Origin of the sequence: Ramlibacter henchirensis, assembly GCF_004682015.1 — a bacterium.
Lineage (GTDB): Bacteria > Pseudomonadota > Gammaproteobacteria > Burkholderiales > Burkholderiaceae_C > Ramlibacter > Ramlibacter henchirensis.
In genome coordinates this window covers 1128556-1153603 of the sequence record NZ_SMLM01000001.1, presented here as the reverse complement: position 1 = coordinate 1153603, position 25048 = coordinate 1128556, and the positions used below count along the sequence as shown (strand labels likewise).

The 25048-nt window shown below is 70.1% G+C and carries 32 protein-coding genes; 13 read left to right on the top strand and 19 right to left on the bottom strand.

Annotated elements, in window-relative coordinates; all coding sequences use genetic code 11:
- Positions 1-3 precede the first annotated feature (3 nt).
- Positions 4-1308 (bottom strand): S1C family serine protease, encoded by a 1305-nt coding sequence (locus EZ313_RS05725; RefSeq protein WP_167772524.1) that lies wholly within the window; start codon positions 1306-1308, stop codon positions 4-6.
- A 146-nt stretch (positions 1309-1454) separates the two neighbouring features.
- On the opposite strand from EZ313_RS05725, the gene EZ313_RS23235 reads away from it, so the two are divergent.
- Positions 1455-1604 (top strand): hypothetical protein, encoded by a 150-nt coding sequence (locus EZ313_RS23235; protein ID WP_167772523.1) that lies wholly within the window; start codon positions 1455-1457, stop codon positions 1602-1604.
- Between the two features lie 17 nt (positions 1605-1621).
- Here the strand turns inward: EZ313_RS23235 and EZ313_RS05720 are convergent, their stop codons facing one another.
- Positions 1622-1828, bottom strand: coding sequence for a hypothetical protein (locus tag EZ313_RS05720; RefSeq protein ID WP_135262228.1), 207 nt, complete (start codon positions 1826-1828; stop codon positions 1622-1624).
- A gap of 263 nt (positions 1829-2091) precedes the next feature.
- On the opposite strand from EZ313_RS05720, the gene EZ313_RS05715 reads away from it, so the two are divergent.
- On the top strand, positions 2092-2532 hold the full coding sequence (locus tag EZ313_RS05715) for a hemerythrin domain-containing protein (protein WP_167772522.1): 441 nt from the start codon (positions 2092-2094) through the stop codon (positions 2530-2532).
- A gap of 27 nt (positions 2533-2559) precedes the next feature.
- On the opposite strand, the gene EZ313_RS05710 is transcribed toward EZ313_RS05715, so the two are convergent.
- Positions 2560-2991, bottom strand: a complete 432-nt coding sequence (locus EZ313_RS05710; protein WP_135262226.1) for a GFA family protein — start codon at positions 2989-2991, stop codon at positions 2560-2562.
- A gap of 176 nt (positions 2992-3167) precedes the next feature.
- On the opposite strand from EZ313_RS05710, the gene EZ313_RS05705 reads away from it, so the two are divergent.
- Complete coding sequence (locus tag EZ313_RS05705; RefSeq protein WP_135262225.1) at positions 3168-3377, top strand: hypothetical protein; 210 nt, start codon at positions 3168-3170, stop codon at positions 3375-3377.
- Here the strand turns inward: EZ313_RS05705 and EZ313_RS05700 are convergent.
- From EZ313_RS05700 to EZ313_RS05680, 6 genes are read right to left on the bottom strand one after another with little or no spacing between them, the layout of a single operon-like run.
- Positions 3374-4273 carry a YihY/virulence factor BrkB family protein gene (locus EZ313_RS05700; RefSeq protein ID WP_135262224.1) on the bottom strand — a complete coding sequence of 300 codons (900 nt, stop codon included), beginning with the start codon at positions 4271-4273 and terminating at the stop codon, positions 3374-3376. The genes EZ313_RS05705 and EZ313_RS05700 overlap by 4 nt on opposite strands.
- 47 nt (positions 4274-4320) lie before the next feature.
- Positions 4321-4488 carry a hypothetical protein gene (locus EZ313_RS23230; RefSeq protein ID WP_167772521.1) on the bottom strand — a complete coding sequence of 56 codons (168 nt, stop codon included), beginning with the start codon at positions 4486-4488 and terminating at the stop codon, positions 4321-4323.
- Positions 4489-4544: 56 nt separating this feature from the next.
- Positions 4545-5462, bottom strand: a complete 918-nt coding sequence (locus EZ313_RS05695; RefSeq protein WP_135262223.1) for a glycoside hydrolase family 18 protein — start codon at positions 5460-5462, stop codon at positions 4545-4547.
- A gap of 40 nt (positions 5463-5502) precedes the next feature.
- The gene (locus tag EZ313_RS05690) at positions 5503-6471 is read right to left on the bottom strand and encodes a Bug family tripartite tricarboxylate transporter substrate binding protein (protein WP_240788537.1); all 969 of its coding nucleotides are present in this window, start codon (positions 6469-6471) and stop codon (positions 5503-5505) included.
- Between the two features lie 24 nt (positions 6472-6495).
- Positions 6496-7701, bottom strand: coding sequence for an acyl-CoA dehydrogenase family protein (locus EZ313_RS05685; RefSeq protein WP_135262221.1), 1206 nt, complete (start codon positions 7699-7701; stop codon positions 6496-6498).
- Positions 7702-7711: 10 nt separating this feature from the next.
- On the bottom strand, positions 7712-9268 hold the full coding sequence (locus EZ313_RS05680) for an AMP-binding protein (protein ID WP_135262220.1): 1557 nt from the start codon (positions 9266-9268) through the stop codon (positions 7712-7714).
- Positions 9269-9403: 135 nt separating this feature from the next.
- Here EZ313_RS05680 and EZ313_RS05675 point away from each other — a divergent pair, with 135 nt between their 5' ends.
- Positions 9404-10309 carry a LysR family transcriptional regulator gene (locus tag EZ313_RS05675; RefSeq protein WP_135262219.1) on the top strand — a complete coding sequence of 302 codons (906 nt, stop codon included), beginning with the start codon at positions 9404-9406 and terminating at the stop codon, positions 10307-10309.
- Here EZ313_RS05675 and EZ313_RS05670 read toward each other — a convergent pair.
- From EZ313_RS05670 to EZ313_RS05640, 7 genes are all read right to left on the bottom strand, one after another.
- The gene (locus EZ313_RS05670) at positions 10298-10882 is read right to left on the bottom strand and encodes a hypothetical protein (RefSeq protein ID WP_135262218.1); all 585 of its coding nucleotides are present in this window, start codon (positions 10880-10882) and stop codon (positions 10298-10300) included. The genes EZ313_RS05675 and EZ313_RS05670 overlap by 12 nt on opposite strands.
- Before the next feature lie 25 nt (positions 10883-10907).
- Positions 10908-11711: a DUF899 domain-containing protein gene (locus EZ313_RS05665; RefSeq protein WP_135262217.1), complete on the bottom strand. Its 804-nt coding sequence runs from the start codon at positions 11709-11711 to the stop codon at positions 10908-10910.
- Between the two features lie 96 nt (positions 11712-11807).
- Positions 11808-12485: a Vgb family protein gene (locus EZ313_RS05660; protein WP_135262216.1), complete on the bottom strand. Its 678-nt coding sequence runs from the start codon at positions 12483-12485 to the stop codon at positions 11808-11810.
- Positions 12486-12532: 47 nt separating this feature from the next.
- Entirely contained in the window at positions 12533-13753 is a 1221-nt protein-coding gene (locus EZ313_RS05655) for a helix-turn-helix domain-containing protein (protein WP_135262215.1), read from the bottom strand.
- Positions 13754-13803: 50 nt separating this feature from the next.
- Positions 13804-14622, bottom strand: a complete 819-nt coding sequence (locus EZ313_RS05650) for a class I SAM-dependent methyltransferase (RefSeq protein ID WP_135262214.1) — start codon at positions 14620-14622, stop codon at positions 13804-13806.
- A gap of 109 nt (positions 14623-14731) precedes the next feature.
- Positions 14732-15133: a hypothetical protein gene (locus tag EZ313_RS05645; protein ID WP_135262213.1), complete on the bottom strand. Its 402-nt coding sequence runs from the start codon at positions 15131-15133 to the stop codon at positions 14732-14734.
- 8 nt (positions 15134-15141) lie between these two features.
- Positions 15142-16362 carry an acyltransferase family protein gene (locus EZ313_RS05640; protein ID WP_135262212.1) on the bottom strand — a complete coding sequence of 407 codons (1221 nt, stop codon included), beginning with the start codon at positions 16360-16362 and terminating at the stop codon, positions 15142-15144.
- A gap of 137 nt (positions 16363-16499) precedes the next feature.
- On the opposite strand from EZ313_RS05640, the gene EZ313_RS05635 reads away from it, so the two are divergent.
- The 5 genes from EZ313_RS05635 to EZ313_RS05615 all read left to right on the top strand — a co-directional run bounded on the left by EZ313_RS05635 (position 16500) and on the right by EZ313_RS05615 (position 19043).
- Positions 16500-17375 carry a LytTR family DNA-binding domain-containing protein gene (locus EZ313_RS05635; RefSeq protein ID WP_135262211.1) on the top strand — a complete coding sequence of 292 codons (876 nt, stop codon included), beginning with the start codon at positions 16500-16502 and terminating at the stop codon, positions 17373-17375.
- A gap of 65 nt (positions 17376-17440) precedes the next feature.
- On the top strand, positions 17441-17713 hold the full coding sequence (locus EZ313_RS05630) for a TFIIB-type zinc ribbon-containing protein (protein ID WP_135262210.1): 273 nt from the start codon (positions 17441-17443) through the stop codon (positions 17711-17713).
- A 45-nt stretch (positions 17714-17758) separates the two neighbouring features.
- Positions 17759-18409, top strand: coding sequence for a trimeric intracellular cation channel family protein (locus EZ313_RS05625; protein WP_135262209.1), 651 nt, complete (start codon positions 17759-17761; stop codon positions 18407-18409).
- Positions 18410-18567: 158 nt separating this feature from the next.
- Positions 18568-18816 carry a hypothetical protein gene (locus EZ313_RS05620; protein WP_135262208.1) on the top strand — a complete coding sequence of 83 codons (249 nt, stop codon included), beginning with the start codon at positions 18568-18570 and terminating at the stop codon, positions 18814-18816.
- Complete coding sequence (locus EZ313_RS05615; protein WP_135262207.1) at positions 18813-19043, top strand: hypothetical protein; 231 nt, start codon at positions 18813-18815, stop codon at positions 19041-19043. Before EZ313_RS05620 ends, EZ313_RS05615 begins: the two co-directional genes overlap by 4 nt.
- 39 nt (positions 19044-19082) lie before the next feature.
- Here the strand turns inward: EZ313_RS05615 and EZ313_RS05610 are convergent, their stop codons facing one another.
- Entirely contained in the window at positions 19083-19973 is an 891-nt protein-coding gene (locus tag EZ313_RS05610; RefSeq protein WP_135262206.1) for a transglutaminase-like domain-containing protein, read from the bottom strand.
- A gap of 46 nt (positions 19974-20019) precedes the next feature.
- Positions 20020-20316: a hypothetical protein gene (locus EZ313_RS05605; protein WP_135262205.1), complete on the bottom strand. Its 297-nt coding sequence runs from the start codon at positions 20314-20316 to the stop codon at positions 20020-20022.
- Positions 20317-20549: 233 nt separating this feature from the next.
- Between EZ313_RS05605 and EZ313_RS05600 the strand changes: the two genes are divergently transcribed.
- Together EZ313_RS05600 and EZ313_RS05595 are read left to right on the top strand one after the other, a co-directional pair.
- Positions 20550-21866, top strand: a complete 1317-nt coding sequence (locus EZ313_RS05600) for an SGNH/GDSL hydrolase family protein (RefSeq protein ID WP_135262204.1) — start codon at positions 20550-20552, stop codon at positions 21864-21866.
- On the top strand, positions 21863-22843 hold the full coding sequence (locus EZ313_RS05595) for a M23 family metallopeptidase (protein WP_135262203.1): 981 nt from the start codon (positions 21863-21865) through the stop codon (positions 22841-22843). Before EZ313_RS05600 ends, EZ313_RS05595 begins: the two co-directional genes overlap by 4 nt.
- On the opposite strand, the gene EZ313_RS05590 is transcribed toward EZ313_RS05595, so the two are convergent.
- Positions 22840-24003: a flavin-containing monooxygenase gene (locus tag EZ313_RS05590; protein WP_205960341.1), complete on the bottom strand. Its 1164-nt coding sequence runs from the start codon at positions 24001-24003 to the stop codon at positions 22840-22842. The two genes, EZ313_RS05595 and EZ313_RS05590, sit on opposite strands and share 4 nt — an antisense overlap.
- 213 nt (positions 24004-24216) lie before the next feature.
- Between EZ313_RS05590 and EZ313_RS05585 the strand changes: the two genes are divergently transcribed.
- Both EZ313_RS05585 and EZ313_RS05580 read left to right on the top strand, forming a co-directional pair.
- Positions 24217-24678: a DoxX family protein gene (locus EZ313_RS05585; RefSeq protein ID WP_135262202.1), complete on the top strand. Its 462-nt coding sequence runs from the start codon at positions 24217-24219 to the stop codon at positions 24676-24678.
- A gap of 75 nt (positions 24679-24753) precedes the next feature.
- Positions 24754-24987 carry a hypothetical protein gene (locus tag EZ313_RS05580; RefSeq protein ID WP_135262201.1) on the top strand — a complete coding sequence of 78 codons (234 nt, stop codon included), beginning with the start codon at positions 24754-24756 and terminating at the stop codon, positions 24985-24987.
- Positions 24988-25048 lie beyond the last annotated feature (61 nt).

Below are 25048 nucleotides of genomic sequence, written 5' to 3'. Positions count from 1 at the left end.
AGACTATTCGGACCGCACGCCTGTGAGCTCGAGGACTTCGTCGACCACGAAAGCCGTGTGCCCGAGGCCGCCCCGGGTGCGCGCTTCGAATCGCACCACGCGGCCGAGCTCGGGCGAATACCACGCCACCGCGGAATAGCTGCCGGGCGGGTTGGTCCGTGCGCCCCCGCCGCGTGTCGTGAAGCCCTTGAACTGCACTTTCATCGCACGCAGCGCGCGGCCGGCAACCTGGACCATCTCCTCGCCCTGCCACGCCGAGCGCAGCTCCATCCCGAAAGGCCGGCCGTCCCCGACCGCCATATAGGTGCCGGACCAGTTCTGGTCCGGGGCCTTACCGCCCAGCACCCAGCCGCCCGGCGGCATGGCTTCCTCGAATTCGCCGGCGATGGCTGCGGTGAGCGTCACGACCCGGCCCTCGACGTCTTCCACGCGGGTGCCGCCGTTGATCACCACCAGGCCGGCCTCGCGCCGGTCCACGCGGTACACGACGCGGCGAACCAGGCCGGTGAGCCGGTCGCGCAGCTGGTACTCGAATACGGCGGGCGCCGCCTTCGACTCCGGATGTTGCGGATGTGGGGGCCTGATCGATGCGATCCGTGCCGGATCCTCGGGCGACTGCGGCGCGGGCGATGGCCCCGGGTCCGGTGTGATGGTGCCGGGCGCCATGCCGGCGCGGCGGGGCAGTTCCGCGATCCAGGTGGCTGGAAGTGCAAAGCCGATGTTCTGCGCGTCGGGGAACCCGCCGGTGGTGATGCCGACCAGTCGTCCGTAGGTGTCGAACAGGCCGCCACCGCTGGAGCCCGGCGAGATGGGCACGGAGATCTGCAACGCTTCGAGCGCACCACGCGAGTCGCGCCGGATGCCCGAGAGCAGCCCGTCGGAAAGGGTGAGCTCAAGGCCCCTCGGATTGCCGATCGCGTAGAGCTTGGCGCCGATGCGCAGGCGGCTCCAGTCTCCGATGTTGACCGCCGGTGCCACGACGCCGGGGGCGCGGAGTTCGCACAGGTCCCGCGTCGGATCCCGGTGGCGCACGGTGGCCGCGTGGACCTGCGAGCCATGGCTCACGACGATCTGTGTGGTCTTCGCCACGACGTGGCAGTTGGTGATGAGCGTGCCGGGCGCGGTGACGACCGCACTGCCCATGGCGGCCGAATCCGTCCGGCGGACCTCCACCATCCAGACGCTCGGCGAGATGCGTTCGTACAGCTCCTCGGCGCTGAGCGGCTGCTCTTGCGCGCGAGCGGTCGAGACGCACAGCAGCGCCGCGACGAGCGCGCTCCCAAGTCCAGGATTCCGGTCCGTTTTCACTGCAGCCGCCGCCTCCGGTTCGCTGCATGACTCTACCATTGGCACCGGCGACTGCTGGGCGTGAACGCTGCTTCGCTGCTTACCCTTATCGCCCTGGCGGCGTCCGAACCTTACATTCCTGCCACGCGCAAACCTCAGGAGATCCCATGGCGAAAGGCGACCAACGCAGCAACAAGATGGCGAAGAAACCGAAGAAGGACCACTCGCCTCCCAAGGAAGGCAGCGGCACTTCCGACCGTCCGACGCCCCCGACCACCACCGTCATGCCCAAGGGCAAGCTGAAGAACAAGCAGTGACCGGGGCAAGCAGAGGCTTACCGGCGAGGCCTCTTGCGCGCGACCGGTTTCTTCGGTTTGCCGGTCCAGAAGTCGAGGATTTGCCGCGCCGTCTCTGCCTGGGCGGCGGCTACCTGCCTCCTCGCGGCGCTGGTCGCGTGCCCGCGCGCGCTGCCCGCGGCAGCGTTGGCGGCGGTGAGCCACATGCTCATGAACGGGTTCTTCCGTGCCCAGGGATTGCTCATGTCGGTTCCGATTCCGGGCGAAGGGCCCGACACCAGCATGAGGCCGCGGCAAGCGCGATTGCCTAGGCGTGCGCGCCTGTTTGCGGGTGGCCGTCCTCCTACGTCGACGCTGATCCGGCATGCGCCTGACGAGCCGCTCGTGGCCGGCCGACAGGCGGCTGCCAGCATCAGCCTACAGACGGCTTGAACCGGCAGCGCTAGGTTGGCGGAGGGTGGCATCGCGCCGTGCATGCACGCCCGCGTCCCAGCACAGGAGATCCACCATGGCCCAAGACGCCATTGCCTTGCTCGAAGCCGACCACCAGCGCGTGGAGGGCCTTTTCCGGGAGTTCAAGTCGGCCGGCGGCGACCCTGCGGCCAAGCTGCACCTGGCGCAGATCATCTGCATGGAACTGACCTTGCACGCGATGGTCGAGGAGGAGATCTTCTACCCCGCGTTCGCCACCGCCGTCGGCGATGAGCAGCTCGTCGAACACGCGCGCAAGGAGCATCAGCGGGTCAAGGAGCTGATCGCCCGCGTGCCGCAAGCCGAAAACCTCGACGGCGCGATCGAAGCCATCTGGCGCAACGCGCTGGAGCACATCGAAGAGGAGCGCCGCGACATCTTCACGAAGGCGAAGGCCAGCGGCATGGAGCTGGCCACGCTGGGCGGCAGGATCCAGAGCCGCCGTGCCGAGGTGGCCACGACCGTTCAGGAAGCCTGAACTCGCGACGGCGCGCTGAACGATCGCTCAGGCGCCACTCGGGTTTCGAGGTCCCACCGGACCGGGCGGCAGCTCGTCGAACTGTGGAAGTTCGTCAGTGATCTCGTGCCACGGAGCCTTCGAAGCGACGTAGACATGGCAGATCGGGCGGTTCAGCGGGTCATCGTCGAGCACGCCGAGCGCAAGGCCGAGCACCCTGGGATTCTGGTCGAACCTGCTCACGAGGTTGGAGCCGCAAACCGAGCAGAAGCCCCTGTGGGTGCCCGGCGAGGATTCGAAGTAGCGGACCAGCTCTTCGCCCCGGGTCCAGCGGAACTCCGACGCCCTGACCTTGCCGCGCGCCCGAAAGGCCGAGCCGTGCGCCTTGCGGCACATGGCGCAGTGGCAGTACAGCAGGTCGATGACCTTGCCATCGATCTCGAACGCCACGCCCTGGCAGAGGCAACTCCCGCGAAGCACGGCTTTCTCCTTCAGACGCCTGGCGTAATGTAGATCGCAGGAATGCGATGCGCAGCCTGCGGCCGCGCTGGCTCGGGATGCAGCAGCACACCGGGTGCGAAGGAATAAATCAGCCGCCCCAAGCGTTCATACCCAAGGCCTGTTGCAACGTGCCAGGCGCGCGACTGGCTGCACAGATGAGCGATGCCAACGAAAGCACAGCAGAACTGGACAAGTGGCTGGCCGCCTTGAAAAAGCGCGACGAACTGCAGGACTTGCTTCAGGGACTTGAATCGCTCGTGCAGGACGGCAGCATCAAGCGCAGTTCCGTCGAGGAGGTCAGGCAGCTGCTTGTGGCTGCAGAAAAGGAAGTGGACCAGCTGCAGGCCTGCATCATGGCGCTCTAGAAAGCGGCCGGCCCGCGGGGCGCCTCCTCCGGCGCCGTCCCCCGCAGGACCCCGTTGATCTCGGCGCCGAAGATCAGTGTCGTTGCGCTGATGTACAGGAACACCAGCGTGGCGACCACGCCCGCGAAGCTGCCGTACAGCAACGCCAGCTTTCCAGCGGTGCGCAGCGTGTACGACAGCGTCGCGGCAGCCGCGACCCACAGCGCGGCCCCGACCAGCGCGCCCGGCATCACGGTGTAGAGCCGCTGGCGAATGTCGGGCAGCCAGCCGTACATGAATGCGTACAGCACGATCAGCACCAGGAACGCCGAGCCGTAGCGCACGCTGTTGTGGAGCCAGAGCGTGTCCTGCCCCACGCCTGCGTTCTCCTCCAGCAGCCGCCACACGTACGGCATGATGACCACCGAGCTGAATGCAGCCAGCACACCCGCGCCGGCGATGACCGTGAACAGCGTGACCTTGATGCGCGCTTTCCAGAAGGGAAGGCCCCGCTCGATGCCGTAGGCGCGGTTCAGCGCGGAGCGTATGGCCTGCATCCCCGACGAGGCCGTCCACAGCGTCGCCAGCACGCCGATGGCCAGGAGCGCCTGGCTGCGCCGGGCCAGCACCTGCTCGATCGCCGGCTGCATCGCGTCCCGCACCACCTGCGGTGCATAGCCCATGACGCGCTCGACCAGGGCCGCAGCTTCGCCGGGCTGCCCCACGAAACCGGCGGAAGCCGACACCAGGATCAACAGCGGAAACATGGCCAGCACCCAAGAGAACGCCAGGCTGCCGGCCTGGTTGGCGCTCTGGTGCATGACGTAGTTGCGGATGGCCAGCAGCATCACGCGCAGGCCTGGTGTGGACAGCGCGCAGGACCGGACGCGGCGCCAGGCTTCGCCAAGCCGGCTCATGGGCGCAATTTCCCTGTCGATGAGCGCGTCGACCGGTCAACCATCTGTCAGCGCCGCATCGATCCGCTCAGCGTCAGCACGTGCCGCGTGGTGATCGACTGCCCTCGGCCGCCGGGTCCTGCGCCCCGGCCGACATCTGCCAGCCCCGCGGTGGCGGCACAGCCCAACGCGGGCGTGAGTGCCCGCCGCTCGAGACAGGGACGTTGTTCTTTCACCTTGAGGCCTCCTTGAGAACGGCGCGGACGCGGACCGCACAGGATCCTCGTGGACGTTACAGCCGCGCCTTCATCATCTTGCCCCAGGTATTGCCGCCGGCCAGGTTGAATTGCGCGTTCCAGCAGAACATGCCGCGGATGCCCGGGTGCCGGCCCCTGACAGTTTCCCACTCCCGGATGCAGTCCTGCAGCGAGGGGCCATTGGCGTAGTTCGCGGCCAGTCCCAGCACCACCTTGTCCGCGCCCAGGTCGCGCACCCAGTCGTCGGTGCGGTTGCTGATGAAGCCGGCGGCGTTGAAGCCCGGCCAGCCATAGAACTGCGGAGCGGCCCAGCTCAGCACGCCGGCGTCGGCCATCGCCTTGAGCATGGCGCGGTCCTCGGGCGAGTTCGGCTCCGGCGGCGCCGTGATGGCGAACTGCGGCCCGTACAGCGCCTTCAGCTGCTGCGCGATCCAGATCATCTCGGCCGGCGAGGACCCGACCTTCGCCTCGAAGTTGTTGAAGTCGCAGCCGTCCAGGCCGCGGAACGCGTCGTACATGGCGCGGAAGGACTCGACGAAGTTGCGGCTCTTGTGCCGGTTGTCGAAGTTGAAGCCCGCCCGTTCGCCGCCGACGGTGAGGATCACCTTCTGCCCGCGGGCCCGGCAACGCTGGACCTGCGAGGCAGTGACTTCAGCATGATGGTCGAACCTGAACGAGCCGTCGCCCACGTTGATCCAGCTCCTGTCCACCGGCGGGCCGTTCGGCTTCGCGTGGAACAGGTAGGTCACGTTGAAGTCCATCGGGACGTCGCTGATCCCGTACGTCCGGGTGTCCCAGGCCGCGTAGTAGCAGGCCAGCACCTTGGCAGGAAGCGGCGATTGCGGATGGACCACTCGTGAAGGCACGGGGACCACGCATCCCAGAAGGGCTGACGGCAGGGTGGCCAGCAGCAGAGCCCGCCGCCCGAGAGCCGGCGATTCGAAGACTTCCATGCGCGGAATCTAACGGCTCCGCGCCGGAGAGGTCGGCGCGCTACTGCGCCTCGATCTTCGCGGCCTTCATCATCGCCTCGGTGTTCGCGATCTCGGCCTGCAGGTTCTGGGCGTACTCCTGCGCGGTGCTGGGCGCGACGATGGACCCGTTGGCTTCCAGCTTCGCGCGCACCTGCGGGTCGGCCAGGGCCTTGTTCAGCGCATCGCTGATGCGCTTGACGATCGGGGCCGGCGTGCCGGCCGGCACCGACAAGCCCCCAAAGGAGACCAGGTTGATCCCCGTCAAGCCGGCTTCAGCCGCCGTCGGCACGTTGGGCAGGCGCGGGTTGCGCCTGGGTCCCATCACCGCCAGCGCGTTCATCTTGCCGGCCTGGATGTGCGGCAGCGACACGGAGAAGATGGTCAGCGCGAAGTCGACCTGCTTGCCCATCACCGCGTTGGCCGATTCCGAGGCGCCCTTGTAGGGCACGTGCAGCGCTTCCATGCCGCTCGCATTGAGCATCAGCTCGGCGCCCATGTGGGCCGGCGAGCCGACGCCGCCGGACGCGAAGGCCAGCTTGCCGGGGTTCTTGCGGCCGCGCTCGACAAGTTCCCTCACCGAGGTGATGCCCGACTCCGAATTCACCACCAGCAGCACGTCGGACTGCGCGATGCGGCCCACGTGGACGAAGTCCTTCATCACGTCGAAGCCCGGCTTGCGGTACATCCGCATGCTCGTCGACATCGGGGCCGCCGAATACACCCAGGTGTAGCCGTCCGGCTGCGCCTTGGCGGCGATCTGCGCGCCCAGGTTGCCCGCCGCCCCGCCCTTGTTCTCGACCACCACCGGCTGCTTGAGGATGTCGTCCATCGCGTCGGCGACGATGCGCACCGTGGTATCGGGCGCGGTGCCGGCCAGGTAGGGAACGATCCACTTGATCGGGCGGTTCGGATAGTCCTGGGCCTGCGCGCCGGTGGAAAGGCCGAGGGCGGCGCCGGCCAGCAGGGCGGCGAATAAACGTCGTTGCATGTTTGTCTCCATTGTTCGTTGGGGTCAGCGCACCGCGGCGCCGAGCAGTTCGCGCGCGATGGTGTTGCGCTGGATCTCGCTGGTGCCGGTGAGCACCCGGTACATGCGCAGCAGCCGGAACAGGAATTCCACCCGGCTGCCCTGCACGATGCCTTCGCCGCCGTGGACCTGCACGGCGCGGTCGGCGATGCGGAATGCGGTCTCGGAACAGAACAGCTTGGCCATCGAAGCCTCGGCGCGGGCTTCGCCGCCGCCGTCCAGCGTGCGCGCCACGCTCAGCATGAGCGCGCGCGCCGCCGCGAGTTCCGTCGCCATGTCGGCGAGCATGTGCTGCACCGCCTGGAACGCGCCGATCGGCTGGCCGAACTGGCGCCGCCGCGCCGCATGCCCGAGCGAATCCTCCAGCGCCAGCCGCGCCAGGCCCAGCATCGCCGGGCAATGCAGTACGCGGTTGACCGTGATGCGGCCCAGCGCCAACGCCAGCCCGCGTCCGCGTTCGCCGATCTGGTTGGCCGCGGGGATGCGGCAGGCCTCCAGCACGATGTTGCCGGTGTGGGACTGGCCCGCCATGGTCTTGTAGCCCGCCTCGACGCGGAAGCCCGGCCGGTCGCGCTCGACGAAGAAAGCCGTGGTCTCGCGGGCCGCCGGGTCCTCGCTGGTCGAGGCGATCACGACCGCGAAATCGCAGAACGGCGAACCGGAGATGAATCGCTTGGTGCCGTCCAGCACCCACTCGGCGCCATCGCGGCGGGCGCGCGTCTGCAGGGCGCCCGCATCCGAGCCCGCTTCCGGTTCCGTGATCGCGAAACAGACGGCCTTCTCGGCCCGCGCCACCGGCAGGATGAAGCGCTCCATCTGGTCGGGCGTGGCCTGCCTGGCCAGCGCGCCGACGCGGGGCGGCCCAGTGAGCTCGCCCAGCACGTGAGCGGCAAAGGGCGATCCGCTCGCGTAGATCGCTTCCTTGATCAGCACGTGGTCCACGAGGTTGAAGCCGGCGCCGCCCAGCGGCTGGGGCAAGGTCACGCCGTAGAAGCCGAGTTCGCGCGAGCGCATCCAGACCTGCTGCAGCAGCGCCTTCGGGGCGCCGCTCTCGTGGGTGATGCCGTGCCCGACGGCGAGCGGGTGCAGTTCGCCGCGGATGAAGTCCTGCACCTTCGCGATGAACGCGGCGGCGGCTTCGGAGCCTTCGAAGCGGGCGGGCGGCGCGGTCGGGGTGATCGTCGCATCCATGGCGCGCCCCTCAGTTGACGCGGCGCTCGCGACCACGCCAGTAGTGCTCGCGCACGTCCTTGCGCGACAGCTTGCCGTTGCCGTTCTTGGGCAGGTGCGGCACGAAGTCCACCGAGCGCGGCCGCTTGAAGTCGGCCAGCCGGCCGCGGCAGAAGTCCATGATCTCGCCGCCGTCCGCGCGGGCGCCGTCGCGCAGCACGACCACCGCCTTCACGCTCTCGCCCCAACGCTCGTCGGGGACGCCGACGACGCAGACCTCGTACACCGCAGGGTGCTGCGCCAGCACGGACTCGACTTCGCTCGGGTACACGTTGAATCCGCCGGAGACCAGCATCTCCTTCTTGCGGTCGACGATGAAGATGTAGCCCTCGTCGTCCACGCGGGCCAGGTCGCCGGTGCGCAACCAGCCGTCCTCGCCCAGCACTTCGCGCGTCTGCGGCTCGGCCCGCCAGTAGCCTGCGAAAACATCGGGGCCGCGCACGCAGATCTCGCCGATGGCGTCCCCCGACACCGGCCGGCCCTGCTCGTCGAGCACCTGCACGTCGGACTCGCTCACCGGCCGGCCGCAGGCCGACAGCAGTTCGGGACGGCCCCCCTCGATGGCGCGGGCATGGTCGTCGATGGTGAGGGCGATCACGCCGCCGGTGGTCTCCCCGGCGCCGTAGCCTTGCGACAGCACGGGGCCGAAGGCGGCCCAGGCCTCCCGGATCCGCGCGGGCGACATCGGCGCGGCGCCGTAGCTCACCAGGCGCAGGCTGCTGAGATCGCGGGTGCGGATGCTCGGCTCGGCCAGGAGCGCGTAGATCATGGCCGGCACGAAGAAGGCCATGGTGACGCGGTGCCGCTCGATGGACTCCAGCACCTCGGCCGGCTTGAAGCCGTCCAGCAGCAGCAGGGTCGCGCCCTGGTAAAGCATCGGCTGCATGAACATGCCGCTGGCGTGCGTGATCGGCCCGCACAGCATCAGCACGTCGCCGGGGCCCGCGTGCATGCGGCCCATGGTCACCTTTCGAAGCGAGGCCATCCGGTTGCCGACGGTCTGCATGGCCGCCTTGAGCTTGCCGGTCGAGCCCGAGGTGTAGTGCAGCACCGCGAGTTCGTCGGGCCGCATGTCGACGTGGAAATGGTCGTCGCTGGCCTGCGCGAGCAGCGCTTCGTAGTCGAGCCAGCCCGGCGCCACTTCGTAAGCGATCCGATCGCGCAGCCCGGGCACCCGGGCGGCGGCCTCCTCGGCCATGGCGCGGTGCTCGGGGCCCGCCAGGATCGCGGCAGGCTCGGCATTGGCCAGCGCGTCGGCCAGTTCGGCCGGGGCCAGGCGCGAGTTGAGCGCCACCTTCACCAGGCCGGCCTTGTAGAGCGCGCACTCCAGTTCGATGATCTCGGGCCGGTTGGGCGACACCACGGCGACACGGTCGCCGCGGCTCAGCCCCAGGCCAAGCAGCGCGTGGGCGAGCCGGTTGGATCGCAGTTCGAGTTCGCGGTAGGTGACGGCGCGATCGCGAAAGAGGATGGCCGGGCGATCCGGCCAGAAGCGTGCGCTGCGGGCGATGTACATCCCGATGTTCATGGATTTGTCTCCTGGGGTCTGGGCTGAAGTCTATGAACGCAGGCCGCGCGAACCGATAATCCGGCCGCCGCCGCCGATAACCGCCGGTTATCGTGCGTGGCCCAACAGGACGCTTTGGGAATCCGAGGAGCCGGAATGGCCTTGCGGCTGGACGACATCGATTACTTCCTGGCGGTGGCGCAGCACGGGCAGCTGCGCCGGGCGGCCGACGCCCTGGGCCTGTCGCAGCCGGCGCTGACCAAGGCGTTGCAGCGGCTGGAAAAGGAGCTGGGATTCCCCCTCTTCGTGCGCAGCGCACGCGGGATGGCCCTCACGCCGGTCGCGCAGCAGTTCCGGGAGCGCACCCAGGCGCTTCGAAACAGCCTGGCCGAGGCGATCAAGGAAGCCGCCGACTTGCACCTGGGCGCGATGGGCGTCCTGCGCGTGGGCGTCTCCCCGCTCTACGCGGAACGGCTGTTCGTGCCGGCGGCGCTGCAGCTGCACCAGCAGCGGCCCGCGGCGCGCATGCGGGTGATGGTCAACCTGAACGACGCGCTGCTGGCCGCCCTGCGCCTGGGCGATCTGGACCTCACGCTCAGCGCGCTGCCGCGCGTGCCGCCCGACGACCTGGAGGCCACGCCCCTGATGCGCGACGACCTGTGCATGGTGGTGCGGGAGCACCACCCTTTGCTGGAGCGCAGGCGCCTGCGCCTGCAGGACCTGGAGCAGGCGCAATGGATGCTCCCCGGCGCCAGCGTGGCGGGACGCCGCAGCGTGGAAGGACGGCTGGCGCAAGCCGGACTGCCGCCGCCGCGGGTCGCCGTCGAGGTCAGCAACACGGCGGGTTCACTGACCCGCCTGCTGGCCCACAGCGACCTCGTCTCCATCATGAGCGAGACGACGCTGGCCAGCCCCATGGGGTCGGGCCTGGTGGCCCTGCCGATGGCGGATGCGCGCTTCACCCGTGCGATCGGCGCGCTCACCCGGCGCGACGCCGCCTTGCCGCCGCTGGCGCAGCGCTTCCTGCAGCTCCTGCGCGACAACGTGATCTCAGGGGCTTGAGTTCCGGCTCCTGTGCGAATCCAGCCACTGTCGAGCGACACGAAGCCCACGCCGCGCACCGGCCGCCATCGCCGCCGTGGTCGCCAGCATCGCCGTCAGGTGGACGCCCACGGCCGCAAGCGCCAGCGACAGCGATCCGGACGCGGTGATCTCCCGTCCCGGCATGCCGCCCGCACACAGCGGAACCAGCGCCGGCACGAGCAGCCACCCGGCGCCGTGGACCGTGCCGACGATGAACGACCAGAGTGCGAGCCCGGCCTGGCCCACGCGTGGGCGCGCGCTGCGGTGTCCGCCCGCTCGAAGGTGCCGCGCCAGTAGCGCCAGCAGCAGCGCCGCGGCCAGGCCCTGCAGCAGCAGCGGATCGAACTCGACTTCGGTCTGCACGGCGGCGGGCACTGCGGCCGCGACGACGGCCACGGCAGCGATGTGGCCCACGCCGATCGGCACGAGAGCGAACAGCGTCTGCATCGCGCCCTCGGCACGCCAGGCCGCAAGGGCCCAGCCCGTTGCGGGGTTCAGGCCATGAAGCGCGCCCGCCGCCGCCACGGCCCACCAGGCCCAGAGCGAATCCATGTCGGTCCCGTCGCAGCTCTGACGCTCAGGCTTCGCAGTGCGGGCAAGCCGCCGCCGGCATGGCCGCCTTCTCCGGCGCGGGCTCGAAGCGATGCTCGGGCTCGTACCGGTCGTGGTGCCGCACCCACTCCATCTTGTAGAAGGTGTCGCGCTCGTTGCGGCCCATCGGTGTCAGGTCCATCAGGACGTAGGTGCCCATCATGGCTTCCGCGCCGCGGCCGAAGGTGGAATAGGTGTGGAACACCTCGCCCGCGTCGTCCTTGAAGAACACGCTGATGCCGGGCGCTTCCTCCGCGGGGAAGTACCCCTTGCGGTAGTTGTATTCGACCTCGCCGCTGGCCAGCTCCTCCTGCGTGAAGCTGACGTCGAAGTCGAAGTTGAAGTCGCTGCCGTGCGAGGACACCCAGTCGAACTTCCAGCCCATGCGCTCGCGGAAGCGCAGGATGTCCGCGAGCGGCGCGCGCGACACGGCGACGAAGCTGATGTCGCGGTGCGCCAGGTGGATCGTCATGCCGTCGGTGTGGTCGGCCATGAACGAGCAGCTTGGGCAGCCCTGCTCCCAGCCCGGGCCGAACATGAAGTGCTGCACCAGCAGCTGGCGGCGGCCGCCGAACAGTTCGGCCAGCGTGCGCTTTCCGTCGGACGTGTCGAACACATAGTCCTTCGTGATCCGCCGCCACGGCAGCGCGCGGCGCTCGGTCGCGACCTGGTCGTGCAGGCGCGTCAGCTCCTTCTCGCGCGCCAGCAGCTTCTTGCGCTCCACGGTCCAGCGCGCGTCGGGGACGACGGGATGGGAGGCCGTGCCGGTCGGCAGGGTGAGTGTGGTCATGGTGTGCTCCTTCGTTGGCTCGCCGAGCCTGTTGAGAAACTTCGATCCATGCGGCGGCCCGACCCGGGTCGGGACCCGCGGGGGAATGAGGGATGCCTAGGCGCGCTGCGCCCGCGGGCGCCGGACGGCACGCACCTTGCCACTGGCGCCGCCTCCGCAGTACAGGAGGTCGGCGCCGTCCGATTCGAGGCCGCTCACGCCGGTACCGGGCGGCATCTCCAGTCGCGTGAGCACTTCGCCGCTTTCCGGATGGATGCGGCGCAGTTCGCTCTCGTCGGCCTCCCAGGTGCCGTGCCAGAGCTCACCGTCCACCCAGGTCACGCCGGTGACGAAGCGGTTGGTCTCGACGGTGCGCTGGACCGCGCCCGTGGCGGGGTCGATCCGGTGGATGCTGCGGCCGCGGTAGTCGCCCACCCACAGGCTGCCTTCCGCCCAGGTCAGCCCGGAGTTGCTGCCGCCGGCGGGCGCCGGGATCGACGCCATCACTTCGCCCGTGACGGGATCGATCTTGTCGATACGCGAACCGGCGATCTGCCACAGGTGCTTGCCGTCGAACGCGGTGCCGGCGTCGCAGGTGCACTCCAGCGTGCGCGTGACCTCGCCGCTGGAAGGATCGATGGCCAGGAGCCGCTCGCCCGTGGCGGCCCACACGCGCGTGCCGTCGTAGCTGACGCCGTGCACCGGCGTGGACGCGGCAAACGGGCCGAACTCGCGCACGATCTCGGCAGCGTGCGCCTCGGCCTGCGACGGCCGGCTGTGGGTGGTGGTGCTCATGGTGCTTTCCTTTCCTTCGGCGCCGGGGTCGACGCGATGAGAGGACTCTACGCACCGGGCAGCGAAGCGGGGAGTAACAAGACTGTCGTGAAACCGGCCAAGGGCGCAGCCACCCAGCGCCGCGCCCGCGCCTGGCCGACGCCGCGCACCTGGCCGGCGGCTTCCAGCTCGGCCACGGCGCGCTGCACCGTGCGCTGGCTGTCGCCCAGGGCCAGCGCCAGGGCGGATGTCGACCACGCGGTGCCGTCCGAGAGCAGCGCCACCAGCGAGGCCTGCTCGCCATCGATGGGTGGCGCCAGCACGACGACCTGCGAGGCGCCCCGGGGTTGCAGGACGAAGCCGCGCGGCGTCGCCTCGATGCCGGCCAGGTGCTTGACCAGCGCGCGCAGGCGGCCGATCTCCACGCGCAGCCGCGCGCGATGCGTCTCGTCGGGGCGGCGGGTGCGGAACGCGGTGGCGATCAGCGCGTCGCGCTCCACGTCCTGCGGCCATGCCTCGGCCAGCGAACGCGCGAGCGAAAAGAGGATGGGCCGGCGCGCCAACGGTTGCCACGCACCGGCGCCGGCGAGGCCGCGCCGGCAGGCATCCAGCACCAGTGCGCCCGAGGCGAGCAAGGCCTCGACCTCGTCCAGTCGCAGCGGCTGCTCGGCGCCGGACGCGATGCGCCGCGCAGCGGGCCGGTCCAGCGCCGCCCTCGCCTCGGCCACTTCGGCGATCAGCGACGGGATCCCCGATCGATACGCGGCCTGGTGCGCGCGCGCCAGGGCCGCCCTGGCGGGCGCGGAGCGCAGCGAGCGCAGCGCGAGCTCGGCGGAGGTGAGCTCGGCCACGGCGGCCAGTGCCGGCGGCAGGCCGCGCGGGTCGACGGTCTCCAGGGCCGCCAACGCATCCGCGAGCCGGCCGAGCAGCAGGAAGCGTCTGGCCGTGAGCAGCCGCGCGTGCAGTGCATTGGAGCGATCGCCGTGCTTCTCGAGCGTCACCGCTGCGGCGGCCAGCAGCCGGGGCGGGTCGCCGAGTTCGCGCATGGCGAGCGCGACTTCGGCCTCCGCCAGCACGCAGCGTGCGCGCGCAAGTTCCTCGCGCGGGCCGAACGCGCGTGCCGCGCGGCGCAGCAGATCGCGTGCGCGGGCAAGCTCGCCCAGCTGCGCCATCGCGATACCGCGCAGCGCGAGCGCCGGCGGATCCTCGCGCAGCGCCACGCCCTTCAGGGCACCGAGCGCGTCGCCGGCGGAGAGAGCGCGGGCGGAGGCTGCGATCAGGGCATCCATGCCCGCGAGACTACCGCGTCCGCGCAGGACGCCGTCCCTCGAGACGACCGTCAGGGTTTCGGGGCTGTCCCGCGCACGGCCCACGCTCGCGCGCGCAGCGCAATGGTTCCGTCGCTGGCCGCGGGCACCCGGGCCCGGAGCGCTTCACGCAGGCGCATCCGGCGCTCCTCGGGGAGCGAGGCGACGTAAGCCGGCGCAGGTCCCTGCGCGCCGAGGAAAGGCTGCCAGTAATCGTCGAAACTGGAGAACGGCGTGTCGATGTCCAGCGGCGCGATAAGCACATGGTCGAAACCAGCCTGCTCGAAGGCCGATTGGAGCGCGCCGCGCCGGCACAGGCCGAAGCGTGTTCCCTCATGGAGCTTTTCGGCACCGGGATCCAGTTGCACTGCGGCATCCCAGAAATGGCGAAGCATCTCCATGCCTTCGGCGTAGTCCCACACGTAGGCCGCCACGCTGCCGCCGGGCGACGCAACACGCGCCATCTCGGCAAGGGCACGAGGCAGGTCCGGCACGAAGTTCAGTACCAGGCCGGAAACCACCGCGTCCACCTCCGCGTCCTGCAGCGGAATTGACTCCGCATTGCCGGCCAGCAGGCGAACCGACCGTGGCAGGTGCTGCCTGGCCAACGAGAGGAAACCTTCGGAAGGTTCGACGCCGGTCAGCGTCGACGGATTCGCGTGCCGCAGGATCGCGGCGCACAGCGCCCCAGTGCCGCAGCCGACATCCAGCCAGCGTCTCCCTGACGGGATCGCCAGCCATGACAGGAACAGCGGCGCGATCCGGAAGCTCCACCGGCCGATGTAGCGGTCGTACGCGCCACCCTCCTGCCACGTGTCGGTGATCCTCGGTCCATCCGGTGCCTGGTTCATTCGGCCGCCCCTTCAAAGCGGCTCATGGTGCGGCCATGCCGGACCTGCCGAACGGGGTCATTCCCTAGAAGAGCAGCGGCGCGGGGAGCCTGAAGGCGCCGCGCCGCCCTCACCGGTACTCGGCCCGGGCCCAGTACTGCGGCGTCCACTCGGGCGGGCTGTTCTCGTTCCAGACCCGCGCCGAAACCCGCCTGGCGACCCACAGCTCGCCATGGCGCCGGACCACCTGGCCCGGCATGTAGCGCACGTGGGGGTCCCAGCGCGGCGCGCCGCGCATGGAGCGACCGCCATGGCCGCGGTAGTGGCCGTGCGGTTCGTCGTACACCTCGTAGGCCGGCGCATAAACGGCGGGGCGCGCGGGGACGTACACCGGCTGCGGGGGAACGTGCACCACGGGAGCCGGCGGCGCCGCCACGCCGACGGTGATGTGGACACCGGTGCCGGCATTCGCCGCGCCCGCCGCACCGAGCGTGCCGATCGCCAGAAGGATCGCCGCCAGCCTGGGTTTCATCGATCGATTCATGTTGGTCCTTTCCTCGATGGAACGCAGTCTCGATGCCCATCCTGAAGCGGCCATGAAGCCAAAGTGAAGGTACGTGAAGCAAGGGAAAAAAACGGTTGAGCGCCGGCGGGCTTCAACCCGAACAGAGGCCGCAGCGCCCGGCTGCGCCGGATGACAGCCGTCAGCGACCAGCAGCCCGCGACGGTCAGCGCCAGGATCGCGATCGGCTCCAGCACCGGCCCCAGCCGCAGGGGAGCGAGCCAGACGGCGGCCGCGATGATCAGCGTCTGGTGGAGCACGTACCACGGGTAGACCTGTTCGCTGGCCCAGGCCAGCCATGGCCAGGGGCGATTCAGCGCGTGGTGCGCCCAGCCCAGCACCGCCACGATCGTGGTCCAGAGGTACAGGTCGGCAGCCAGGCGCACGGCGATGCGGGGCGCGCCGAACGAGCGCGAGGCGAGGTACACCGCCAGCAGCGCCAGGGCGGCGGCCGCGAAACGCCAGCGCAGCCGGCGCAGTTCCGCCCACAGGCCGGCGTCGAGCCCGATCCACCAGCCGTAGAGGAACAGGGTGAAGTAGACGGCGTGCAGCCAGCCGTCGCCGACGAGGTCATGCGTCGGCGGGAAGTGCGGCCACAGAAGCAGCGACCACGCCATCAGCGGCAGCGCGGGCCACAGCAGACGCGCGCCGCGCAGGTGGACGAAGGCCGAGCGAACGCGCCGTCCCATGCGGCCGTCCAGCACGGGCAGCGCGAGTACCAGCACCGCCGTGTACAGCCAGAGGTAGGGCAGGAACCAGAGGTGGTTCCAGGTGACGCCCACGTGCGCGCCGTCGAACGCGCCGGCCGGCCACGGTCCGCCGCTCAGGTAGCGCAGCAGGAAAGCGCCGAAGCCGGGCTCGATGAGTCCGTTCGCCACGCCCTGCGCATAGGCCTGGTAGGGAACGATCACCGCCATCCCGAAGGCCAGCGGCAGCAGCAGCCGCCAGCTCCTGCGGCGCAGCAGCGCCCAGCGGCCGGCGCCGCGCCAGAGCACCGCGACGGCAACGCCGGAGACCAGGAACACCAGGTCCATCCGCCAGAGGTTGACGGCCCGCATCGGCACCTGCAGCCACTCGGCCGCATGAGGACTCTTCAGGTGCCAGGCCCAGCCGTCCACGTAGTACATGCCCACGTGGTAGAGCATCACCAGCGCAAAGGCCAGCGCGCGCAGCGCATCGATGTCGTGTCGTCTTTCCATGTCGGCTCCTCGCAAGCAGGCCGCGCATGTTCGGCGACGGTCCCGCCCCCGGCCAGCGCTTTGGGACCGCGCCTGCGCCTCCCGGGACGAACGGCGGCGGGAAGGGACGAACTTCGGAAGCCCTAGACTCCGCGGCCATGGCGGATGCGCTTCCAGGCTGGCTCACGTACTACCGGCGGCACGAACGCGCCGCCGACGTGGGCTTCTGGGTGGCGGTGCTCGCCATCCAGGTGGTGTTCAACAGCGTGGTCAGCTGGATGGACCTGCGCCGGTTCGCGCCAACGCATGCCTACTGGCACCCGCTGCTCTGGGAATTGACGAGCGTGGTCGTGGTGGGCGCGCTGGTCCCGGCCGTGGCCTGGTGGGAGCGCCGGCATACCGTGCGGCTGGACACGTTGCCCGCGTGCCTCGGCTGGCACTTGGCCGGCAGCGTCGCGTTCACCCTGCTGCACGTCGTCGGGATGATGGGCCTGCGATGGGCGGCGTATGCCGCCCTCGGGCTGCAGTACCGGATGGGCTCCTGGACGGACGTCCTGCTCTACGAGTTCCTGAAGGACGTGCGCAGCTATGCCGCGATCCTGGGGACCATCGTGGGCTGGCGCTTCCTGCTCTTGCGCACGCAGGGCGAGGCGCGCGTGCTCGACGCGCCCGAGCCGCCCGCGCATTCACCCGCTGCCAGCCCCACGCCGCCGGCGCGACCCGAACGATTCCTGGTGCGCAAGCTGCGCAAGGAGTTCCTGGTGGCCGCGGCCGACATCGACTGGCTGCAGGCCCAGGGCAACTACCTTGGGCTGCGCGTCAACGGGCACGACTACCTGCTGCGCTCCACCCTCGCCGACTTCCTCGCCCAACTGGACCCGGCGCGCTTCGCCCGCGTGCACCGCAGCTGGGCCGTCAACCTGGACCGGGTCGCCGAGATCGAGCCGCTGGAAGCGGGCGACGCGCGCCTGAAGATGAAGGACGGCAGCAGCGTGCCTTGCAGCCGCCGCTACCGGGAGGTGCTTGGCCGCTGACGGGGTTTCCCGTGCCGGGCTGCGTGCGGTGGGAAGATGATCGCACCCAACGAAGGAGCTCAACCGTGCAGTGCCCTGTTTGCAAAACCGTGAACCTCACGATGGCCGAACGAAGCGGGATCGAGATCGACTACTGCCCGCAGTGCCGCGGCGTCTGGCTTGACCGCGGCGAGCTGGACAAGATCATCGAACGAGCCTCGCCGCAGGCCATGGCCGCGCCGGCGCAGCACCAGCCTGCGCCGGCCTACCCGCCCGCACAGGCTCCCTACGGCGGTGGCGGGCACTACCGGAAGAAGAAGCGCGAAGGCTTCCTGGGCGAGCTGTTCGACTTCGACTGAGGCGCCCCGCGTCCCCGGCTTCGGGCTGGCAAGGACAATCGGCCGATGTCGAATGCACCCTTGCTGTCATGGCTGCTGACGGTCGTCGAGGCCGGCGCCACCCTCGCCTTCGCCCTCTCCGGCCTCCTGGAGGCCGCCCGCAAGCGCCTGGATGCGGTCGGCGTCTGCCTGGTCGCCGGACTCGCCGCGTTCGGCGGCGGCACGCTGCGCGACGTGCTGCTCGACCGGCGGCCTTTCTTCTGGGTGGCGCATTCCGAGTGGCTGTGGGCGTTGCTGGTGCTGTGCGCGGGCGCGATGGCCTTCCTGAGGGCGCGTCACTTCGCGCCCACCGAGCGGGCGATGCAGTGGCCGGATGCACTGGGCCTGGGCCTGTTCAGCGCCAGCGGCACCCAGCTCGCGCTGGCGCAGGACCTGCCCGGGATCGTCGCGGTCCTGATGGGAGTGATCACGGCGACCTTCGGCGGCGTGCTGCGGGACATCGTCTGCAACGAGATCCCCACGGCGCTGCGCGACCATCGCCCCTACGCCATCTGCGCGTTCGCGGGCGGCTGGCTGCTGGTCGTCCTGCAGCATGCCGGCGTGCCGGAAGGCCTGGGGCTGGTGCTCGGCGCCGCCTGTGCCGGCGGCCTGCGCGTCCTGGCGCTCGTGACCGGGTACACGCTTCCGCGATGGTCACCGGGTGGCGATGCGGCTTGAACGCACGCGGCACAAACCCTTACCGAAGTAGCAGGCGCCGCGATGGCCCGGCGCGCACCATGCGTACGAAGGTTTCGCATGAAAGCACCAACGCCACGCCATCGACCGATACTTCCTCCGCAGTCCCAAAGGGCCAGGTGCCTCGAGGCGGCGGCGTGGTGAGCGATACCGAACTGCGCACCGTGAGCAGGCTCAGGGCGGCCGACGTCCTGCAGATCAACAACGATGTGCGCCTGTTCCGCGTGCTTTCGGTGGAGAAGCTGACGGGCCAGTTCGCCGGGCGCTGCAAGGTCCTGCTTCGATCGCTGGACGACAGCGGCGACGTGACATTGATGCGGGCGCCCGGTGACCTGATCCTGGTGGTCCCGCGGCTTCTCGGGCCCGTGCTGCTGAGGCCGGCGCCATGACCACTCTTGCACCTGTGAACGCCATGACGGACGACGCTTCCCTGGAGATGCTTTGCGGCGAGGTGGCGACCGTCCGCGCCGAGGAAGGGGTGGCGCTTCGGCGCGCGATGAGCCTTCGCGCGGTGGGCTCCGCCGGCGATGTCCGGGATGCGATGAGGCATGTGGACACACTGCACAGCCGGCTGGCGAGCCTGGAACTGCAGCTGCGCAAGCTGCGGCAAGCCTGAATCGCACCCTGGCGCGTGCCGGCCCAGGGTGGGTTCACATCAAGCCAGCGCCGCGGAATCGGTCGACAGCGCCTCGGCGCACTTGAAGGGCAGCCGGACCTGGCCGTCGCCGCCGGCCGTGGGCTGCACGGTCAACCAGCGCGTGAGGGGCGTCACGTCGCCGAAGATGGTCGCGTAGGCGCAGTCGGAGGCGTCGCGGCCGGACGCCAGGCGCACCAGCCCCATCGGGACGGCCGTCCCGGACGGATCGAAGATGTACCAGCGCGTGCCGAGGTACACCTCGACGTAGGCGTGGAAATCGGTGGGGCCGAGTTCAGGGTCGGCGCCGTAATCCAGGCCCGTGGCAAACCGCGCGGGCACGTTCAGCGCCCGGCACAGGGCGCTCATCAGGTGGGCGAAATCCCGGCACACGCCCTCGCCGCCGGCCAGCGTTTCGGCCGCGGTGGTCGTGCCGCCCGAGCTCCCGGAAACGAACCTGATGTTGCGCTGGACCCATTCGCAGATCATCTGGACGCGCGTGTAGCCCTGGCGCACGCTGCCGAACTGCTCGCGCGCGAACGCGTTGAGCGTGTCGGACTCGCAGTAGCGGCTCGGGTACAGGTAAGGCAACACGGCGCCGGGCAGGTTGCAGATCCAGTTTTCCGGCACCCCCGAGGGATCGGCCCTCACGTGATCGAGATCCACGGCGCAGTGGTAGCGAACGACCAGCTTGCCCGTGTCCGCGCGCAGGCGCAGCAGCCGTGACGAGCTGGCCGGGTCGACGTATTCCTGCCAGGCCATCGGCGGGGAGATCTCGAGGTGCTCGGACACCACGCGCTGCGAGGCGGTGCGCGCGGCATGCACGTTGAGCACGAAGTCCGCACCGGGCTGGTTCACCTGGTAGGCGAGCTCGACCGAATACGACATGCGGATCGGCGGGGAGACGTTCATTGGACTTTCGCTCGCACTTGCCCGCGCAGCTCTCGCCACCGCGCCATCAGGGGCGGGTCCGCCGGATGGCTTGCGCCAGGTCGCGAAGCAGTCCGGCGGCGGCTTCGTCGCCGGCGCCGACCGGCCAGGTTTCGACGAGTCGCGCGCAACGGTCGGTGACCTCCCGCTCGATCTCCGCGGCGATCAGGTTCACCTGCTCGTTGCCGTAGGGCGGCGGACCTTCGACGGGTTGATGGGTGCCGCCGGCGCTCTCCTGCTGGGCCGCCCGGGCACGCGCCTCGTCGTCGCTGTGCCGTTGCCACTGCTCGTTGGCGTGGTCAGCCTTACGTCGATTGCGATTCATCGTGAGCGTGTGCTGCCATTGGAGAAAAGGGTGGATCTGGAGTGTGCGCGTTCTCGACGCTTGCACGCTCCGCAGCACAAAGAGTTGCCAAATGCTTCCGGCGGACTGCGGCCCACTGCCGGGCTGGCGGCCGGCAATCGCGCGTGAAAGATTTCACTGCCCAGCTCCACTGAAGGGTTTGCGCTTCTATCCTCCACCGGCGCCTTGCAGCGCATCAGGAGAGGAGGCCCAGCATGCGAAGCACGAAGCAGCACCCCGCATCCGCCGGCATGTCCGCGCGGCTGCATTTGCGCGCACGTGATCCGATCGCGACACGATGTCCGCCGCGCCTGCTGGCCGCCTGCCTGGGAGCGCTCCTGCTCGCCGCGTGCGGTGGTGGAGGCGGCGGAGAGATTGCCGGCGCCGAAACGCCCGTCGCCGCCGCGCCCATCGTGGCGGACCCCGTGTCCGTTGCGCCCGCAGCTGCTGCAGCGCCCGCCGCACCCGCCGCGGCCAGTTCGCTGCTGAAGGGCGTGTCGCGCGTGATCGTGGCGGGCGACAGCCTCGCCGACGTGGGCACCTTCGGCTTCAAGTTCACGGTGCAGGACGCCGGCAACCCGGCCGGTTTCCCCGTGTTGCCGGAGCTGGTCGCGGCCGCGTATGGACTGGCCGCCGCCTGCAGCTACTACATGGACAACGGCGCGGGCGGCATCGTGCCGCGGGGCGATCCGACCTGCACGAATTTCGCCGTCGGCGGCGCTCGCATCGTGCTCGGCGACGGCCCGAAGAGCATCGTCGGCCAGCTGCGCGAAGCCGCGGCGGCCATCGGCAGTTTCGCCCCCGGCGACCTGGTGCTGGTGGACGGCGGCGGCAACGATGCGTCCGACCTGGCGGCGGCCTACCTGGGCGCGGTGACCAGTCGCACCGGCCTGCTCGCTTTCCTGGCGTTCCTGGGGCGCGAGGTGAGCGTGCGCGACCTGCTGTCGACCGTGCGCGGTGACGACAGCCTGGCCCGCAGCGCCTTCCTGTACATGGAAGACGCCGCCGATGAACTCGCCGAGGCGATCGCGTCGCACGCCCTGGAACGCGGCGCCACACGCGTCGCCGTGCTGAACATCCCCGACGTCACGCTCACCCCGAAGTTCACCGCGGCCTTCGAGAAGCTGGTGCAGGAAGAGGGCCCGGAGGAAGCCGCGAAGATCCGGGCCGCCGTGCAGCAGGCCGTCGCCGCGTTCAATGCGCGGCTGCAAAGCCGGCTCGGACCCGATCCACGGGTGTTGCTCGTGGACGTTCGCGCGGCCGTGGACGAGCAGATCGCGCGAGCGGCCGAATTCGGCCTGAGCGATGCCGTCCGCGCGGCCTGCCCGGTCACGGGCCTGAGTTCCAGGGGGCTGCCGGAGTGGAACCTGCAGACCTGCACGTCGGCCGTGCTCGACGCCGCGTTGCCTGGCGCAGGGGCGGGCTGGTGGGCGACCTGGGCGTTCTCGGATGGCTTCCATCCCACGCCCGCGGGCCACCGCCTGCTGGCCGCCACCGTCAACCAGTCGCTGGCGGCTGCGAACTGGCCTTGAGGGCTTTCGCCGTCCTCTGCGCGCTGCCGCTGCTCGCGTCGTCGCTCGCGCTGGCGCAGTCAGAGCCGCCGACGCTGGTGCTGCCGATCCAGTGCCGCGTCGGCGTCGATTGCGAGATCCAGAACTACGTCGACCGCGATCCCGGCCCGGGGGTCAAGGACTACCAGTGCGGCACGAGGAGCTACCAGGGCCACACCGGCGTCGACTTCCGCCTGCCGAACCTGGCCAAAAAGAACGAAGGCGTGGCCGTGCTGGCGGCTGCGGCCGGCCGGGTGCTGCGCGTGCGCGACGGCCTCGCCGATGTGTCGGTCCGCGCCACCGGCACGGCCGCGCTCGAGGGGCGCGACTGCGGCAACGGCGTCCTCATCGCCCATGAAGGCGGTTTCGAGACCCAGTACTGTCATCTGGCGAATGGCAGCATCGCGGTGAAGCCCGGCGTCTCCGTGAAAGCCGGCGATGTCATCGGCCGCGTCGGGCTGTCCGGCCGCACGGAGTACCCGCACCTGCACTTCAGCGTGCGCCAGGGCCGGCGGGTCGTCGATCCCTTCGCGTACGGCGCGCCGGAGGGCGAGTGCCAGGGAGGCCGCAGCCTCTGGCGGCCCGAGCTGACGCAGATGCTCGGCTACAAGCACCGCTCGGTGCTCAACGCCGGCTTCAGTTCGCAGCGGCCCAGCATGACGGCCATCGACGAGGGCCTGGGCGCACCTGCCCGAGACGACGCCACCCTGTTCGCGTACGCGAGGGGGATCGGCCTCAAGGCCGGCGACGTGCAGACCGTCACGCTGAAAGGGCCGGACGGCGCGGTGCTCGCGTCGAACACCGCAAAGCCTTTGCGCAACGACCAGGCGCAAAGCATGATCTTCGCCGGCGTGCGACGTCCGTCCGGTGGCTGGACCAAGGGGCGGTATGTCGGCGAGTACGTGGTGCGCCAGCGCGAGCAGACGGTGCTGGAGCAGCGCTTCGAGTTCAGCCTCTAGGCCGGCGCCGTGGCCACTCGCTCGACCACCGACTCGGCCACCTGCAGCGCTTGCTTGCCGATGCTTCGCAGCAAGCCGCCCGTCTGCCGCAGGTCGTATCCCACGAAGTACACGCCCGCGAACGGCCCTGTTCCTGCGATTTCGGCGGGCAGGCCCTTGTCGCGCACGGGCACCTGCGCCTGCGGGAAGAGCCTGGCCACGTCCGCGCGGTAGCCGGTCGCCAGGATCACGGCGTCGAAGGCTTCCTCGCGGCCGTCGGCGAAGCGCACGCCGTCGCGCGTCATGGCCGCAATGCCGGGACGCACGTCGATCTCGCCCTTGCGTATCGACGCCACGGTCCCGACGTCGATCACCGGCGTGCGTCCGTGCTCCCGCAACTGCCGAAGCGGCGACATCGCAGGCACCTCGATCCCGTAAGGCCGCAGGTCCGGCACGGCGAGACGGCGGACCGTCGTTGAGATTCGATCCGCGACGCTGTCCGGCAGGTAAGAGAGTGCGATGGCCGTCAGCTGCGTGGGCCGGCCCAGGACGTCGCGCGGCACGATGTTCACCGGTGACCGCACCGACAGGGCGGCGCGCGCGCCATGCTGGACCAGGTCCAGCGCGATCTCCGCTCCCGTGTTGCCCATGCCGACGACGAGCACCCGCTGGCCCGCGAAAGGTTGCGCGTCGCGGTAGCTCGCGCTGTGCAGCAGCCGGCCGCCGTAGTCCTCTTCACCGGGCAGGGTCGGGCGGTTCGGGAAGCGGTTGGCCCCGGTCGCGAGCACCACGCAGCCGGTGAGGAATGACAAGCCGCTTGCGCAACGGGTGAGCCAGCGAGCGCCGTCGCGGGTGATGGCCTCGACCTCTTCGCCGAACCGAGGCCGGAGGCCGAAGGCCCGCGCATACGCCTCCAGGTACTCGACGAACTGGGAGCGCGAAACGTAGCGCGGGTAGTGCTTCGGGAAAGGAAAGTGGGGCAACGCCGAGTACTGCTTGACCGTATGCAGGTGAAGGCGCTCGTAGTGGTTGCGCCAGGAGGTGCCCAGCGCCTCGCCCCGCTCGACGATTTCGGCCCGCACGCCGCGATGCGCGAGCGACCCCGCAACGGCCAGGCCGGCCGGGCCGGCGCCGATCACCAGCACCTGGGCGTCGATCGGCTCGCGTGAAGATGGGGACACGGTGCCTCCGGACTTCTGGTCGAGGCAGTCGATTCTGCCCGTGAGCGCGCCCCGGATGCCTCATCCGTTGCGCAACATGCTCCTGCACCGCATGCGATTCACTCCGCCGCAGCCGCATTCAGCTCCATCGATCCTGCATCCCGTCGCAGGCCGCTGGCCGCCCATGTTCCGGCGACGCACAGTGGCGCATCCACTACTCACCCGAGCCCGATCATGGTCACGCCGGTCCTCATGCTCCTGATCCTCACCCTGCCCCACCTGGCCTCCCGCGCCCTCGCGCGCTGGCGCAGCCAGGTTGTTCCCGCCGCGGCGGGGGCCTGGGGCGCAGGCCTGCTGTTCCTGTTCACGGCCAGCGGCCATTTCACGCAGACCGCGCCCATGGCGCAGATGCTGCCGCCCTGGGTCCCGGCACGCGAAGCGCTCGTGTACGCCACGGGTGTGCTGGAGATCGTCATCGCCCTCGGACTCTTCACCACGCGCTGGCGGCGAACTGCCGCTTGGGCCGCCCTTGCCGCGCTCGTGGCCTTCTTCCCCGCGAACATCCATGCGGCGCTCGAGCACGTGCCGATGGGAGGACATGCGTGGGGCCCCGCGTACCTGCTGATCCGCGGCCCCCTGCAGCTGTTCATCGTCGGGTGGATCTGGGCGATGGTCGCGCGGCGTCCGCGAGCCTAGGGGACGCGACCGCACAGTTGCTTACCGCACAGCTACAGCGGTGTTACAGCCCATCCATAGAATTCGCCGCCATCGATGCCGTTGATCCACCTCGCCCCCAGCCGCCGCGCCGCCAGCGCCCTCCTTCTCGTTGCCTGCGGTGCATCGCTGGGCGGCTGCGCCGTCGTGACGGCAGTGGACACGGCGGCTTCCCTGGCCATCTCGGCCGGCGGCCTGGCGGCTGACGCGGCGATCGGCACCGTCAGGCTGACGGGCAAGGCCGTCGGTGCTGCAGCCGACCTGGCGCTTCCCGACAGCGAAGACAAGTAGACAGCTCAACGGGCGCTCGCGCGAGGTAGTCGGCTCGCGGTTGCAGCCGGCTTGCATTCGC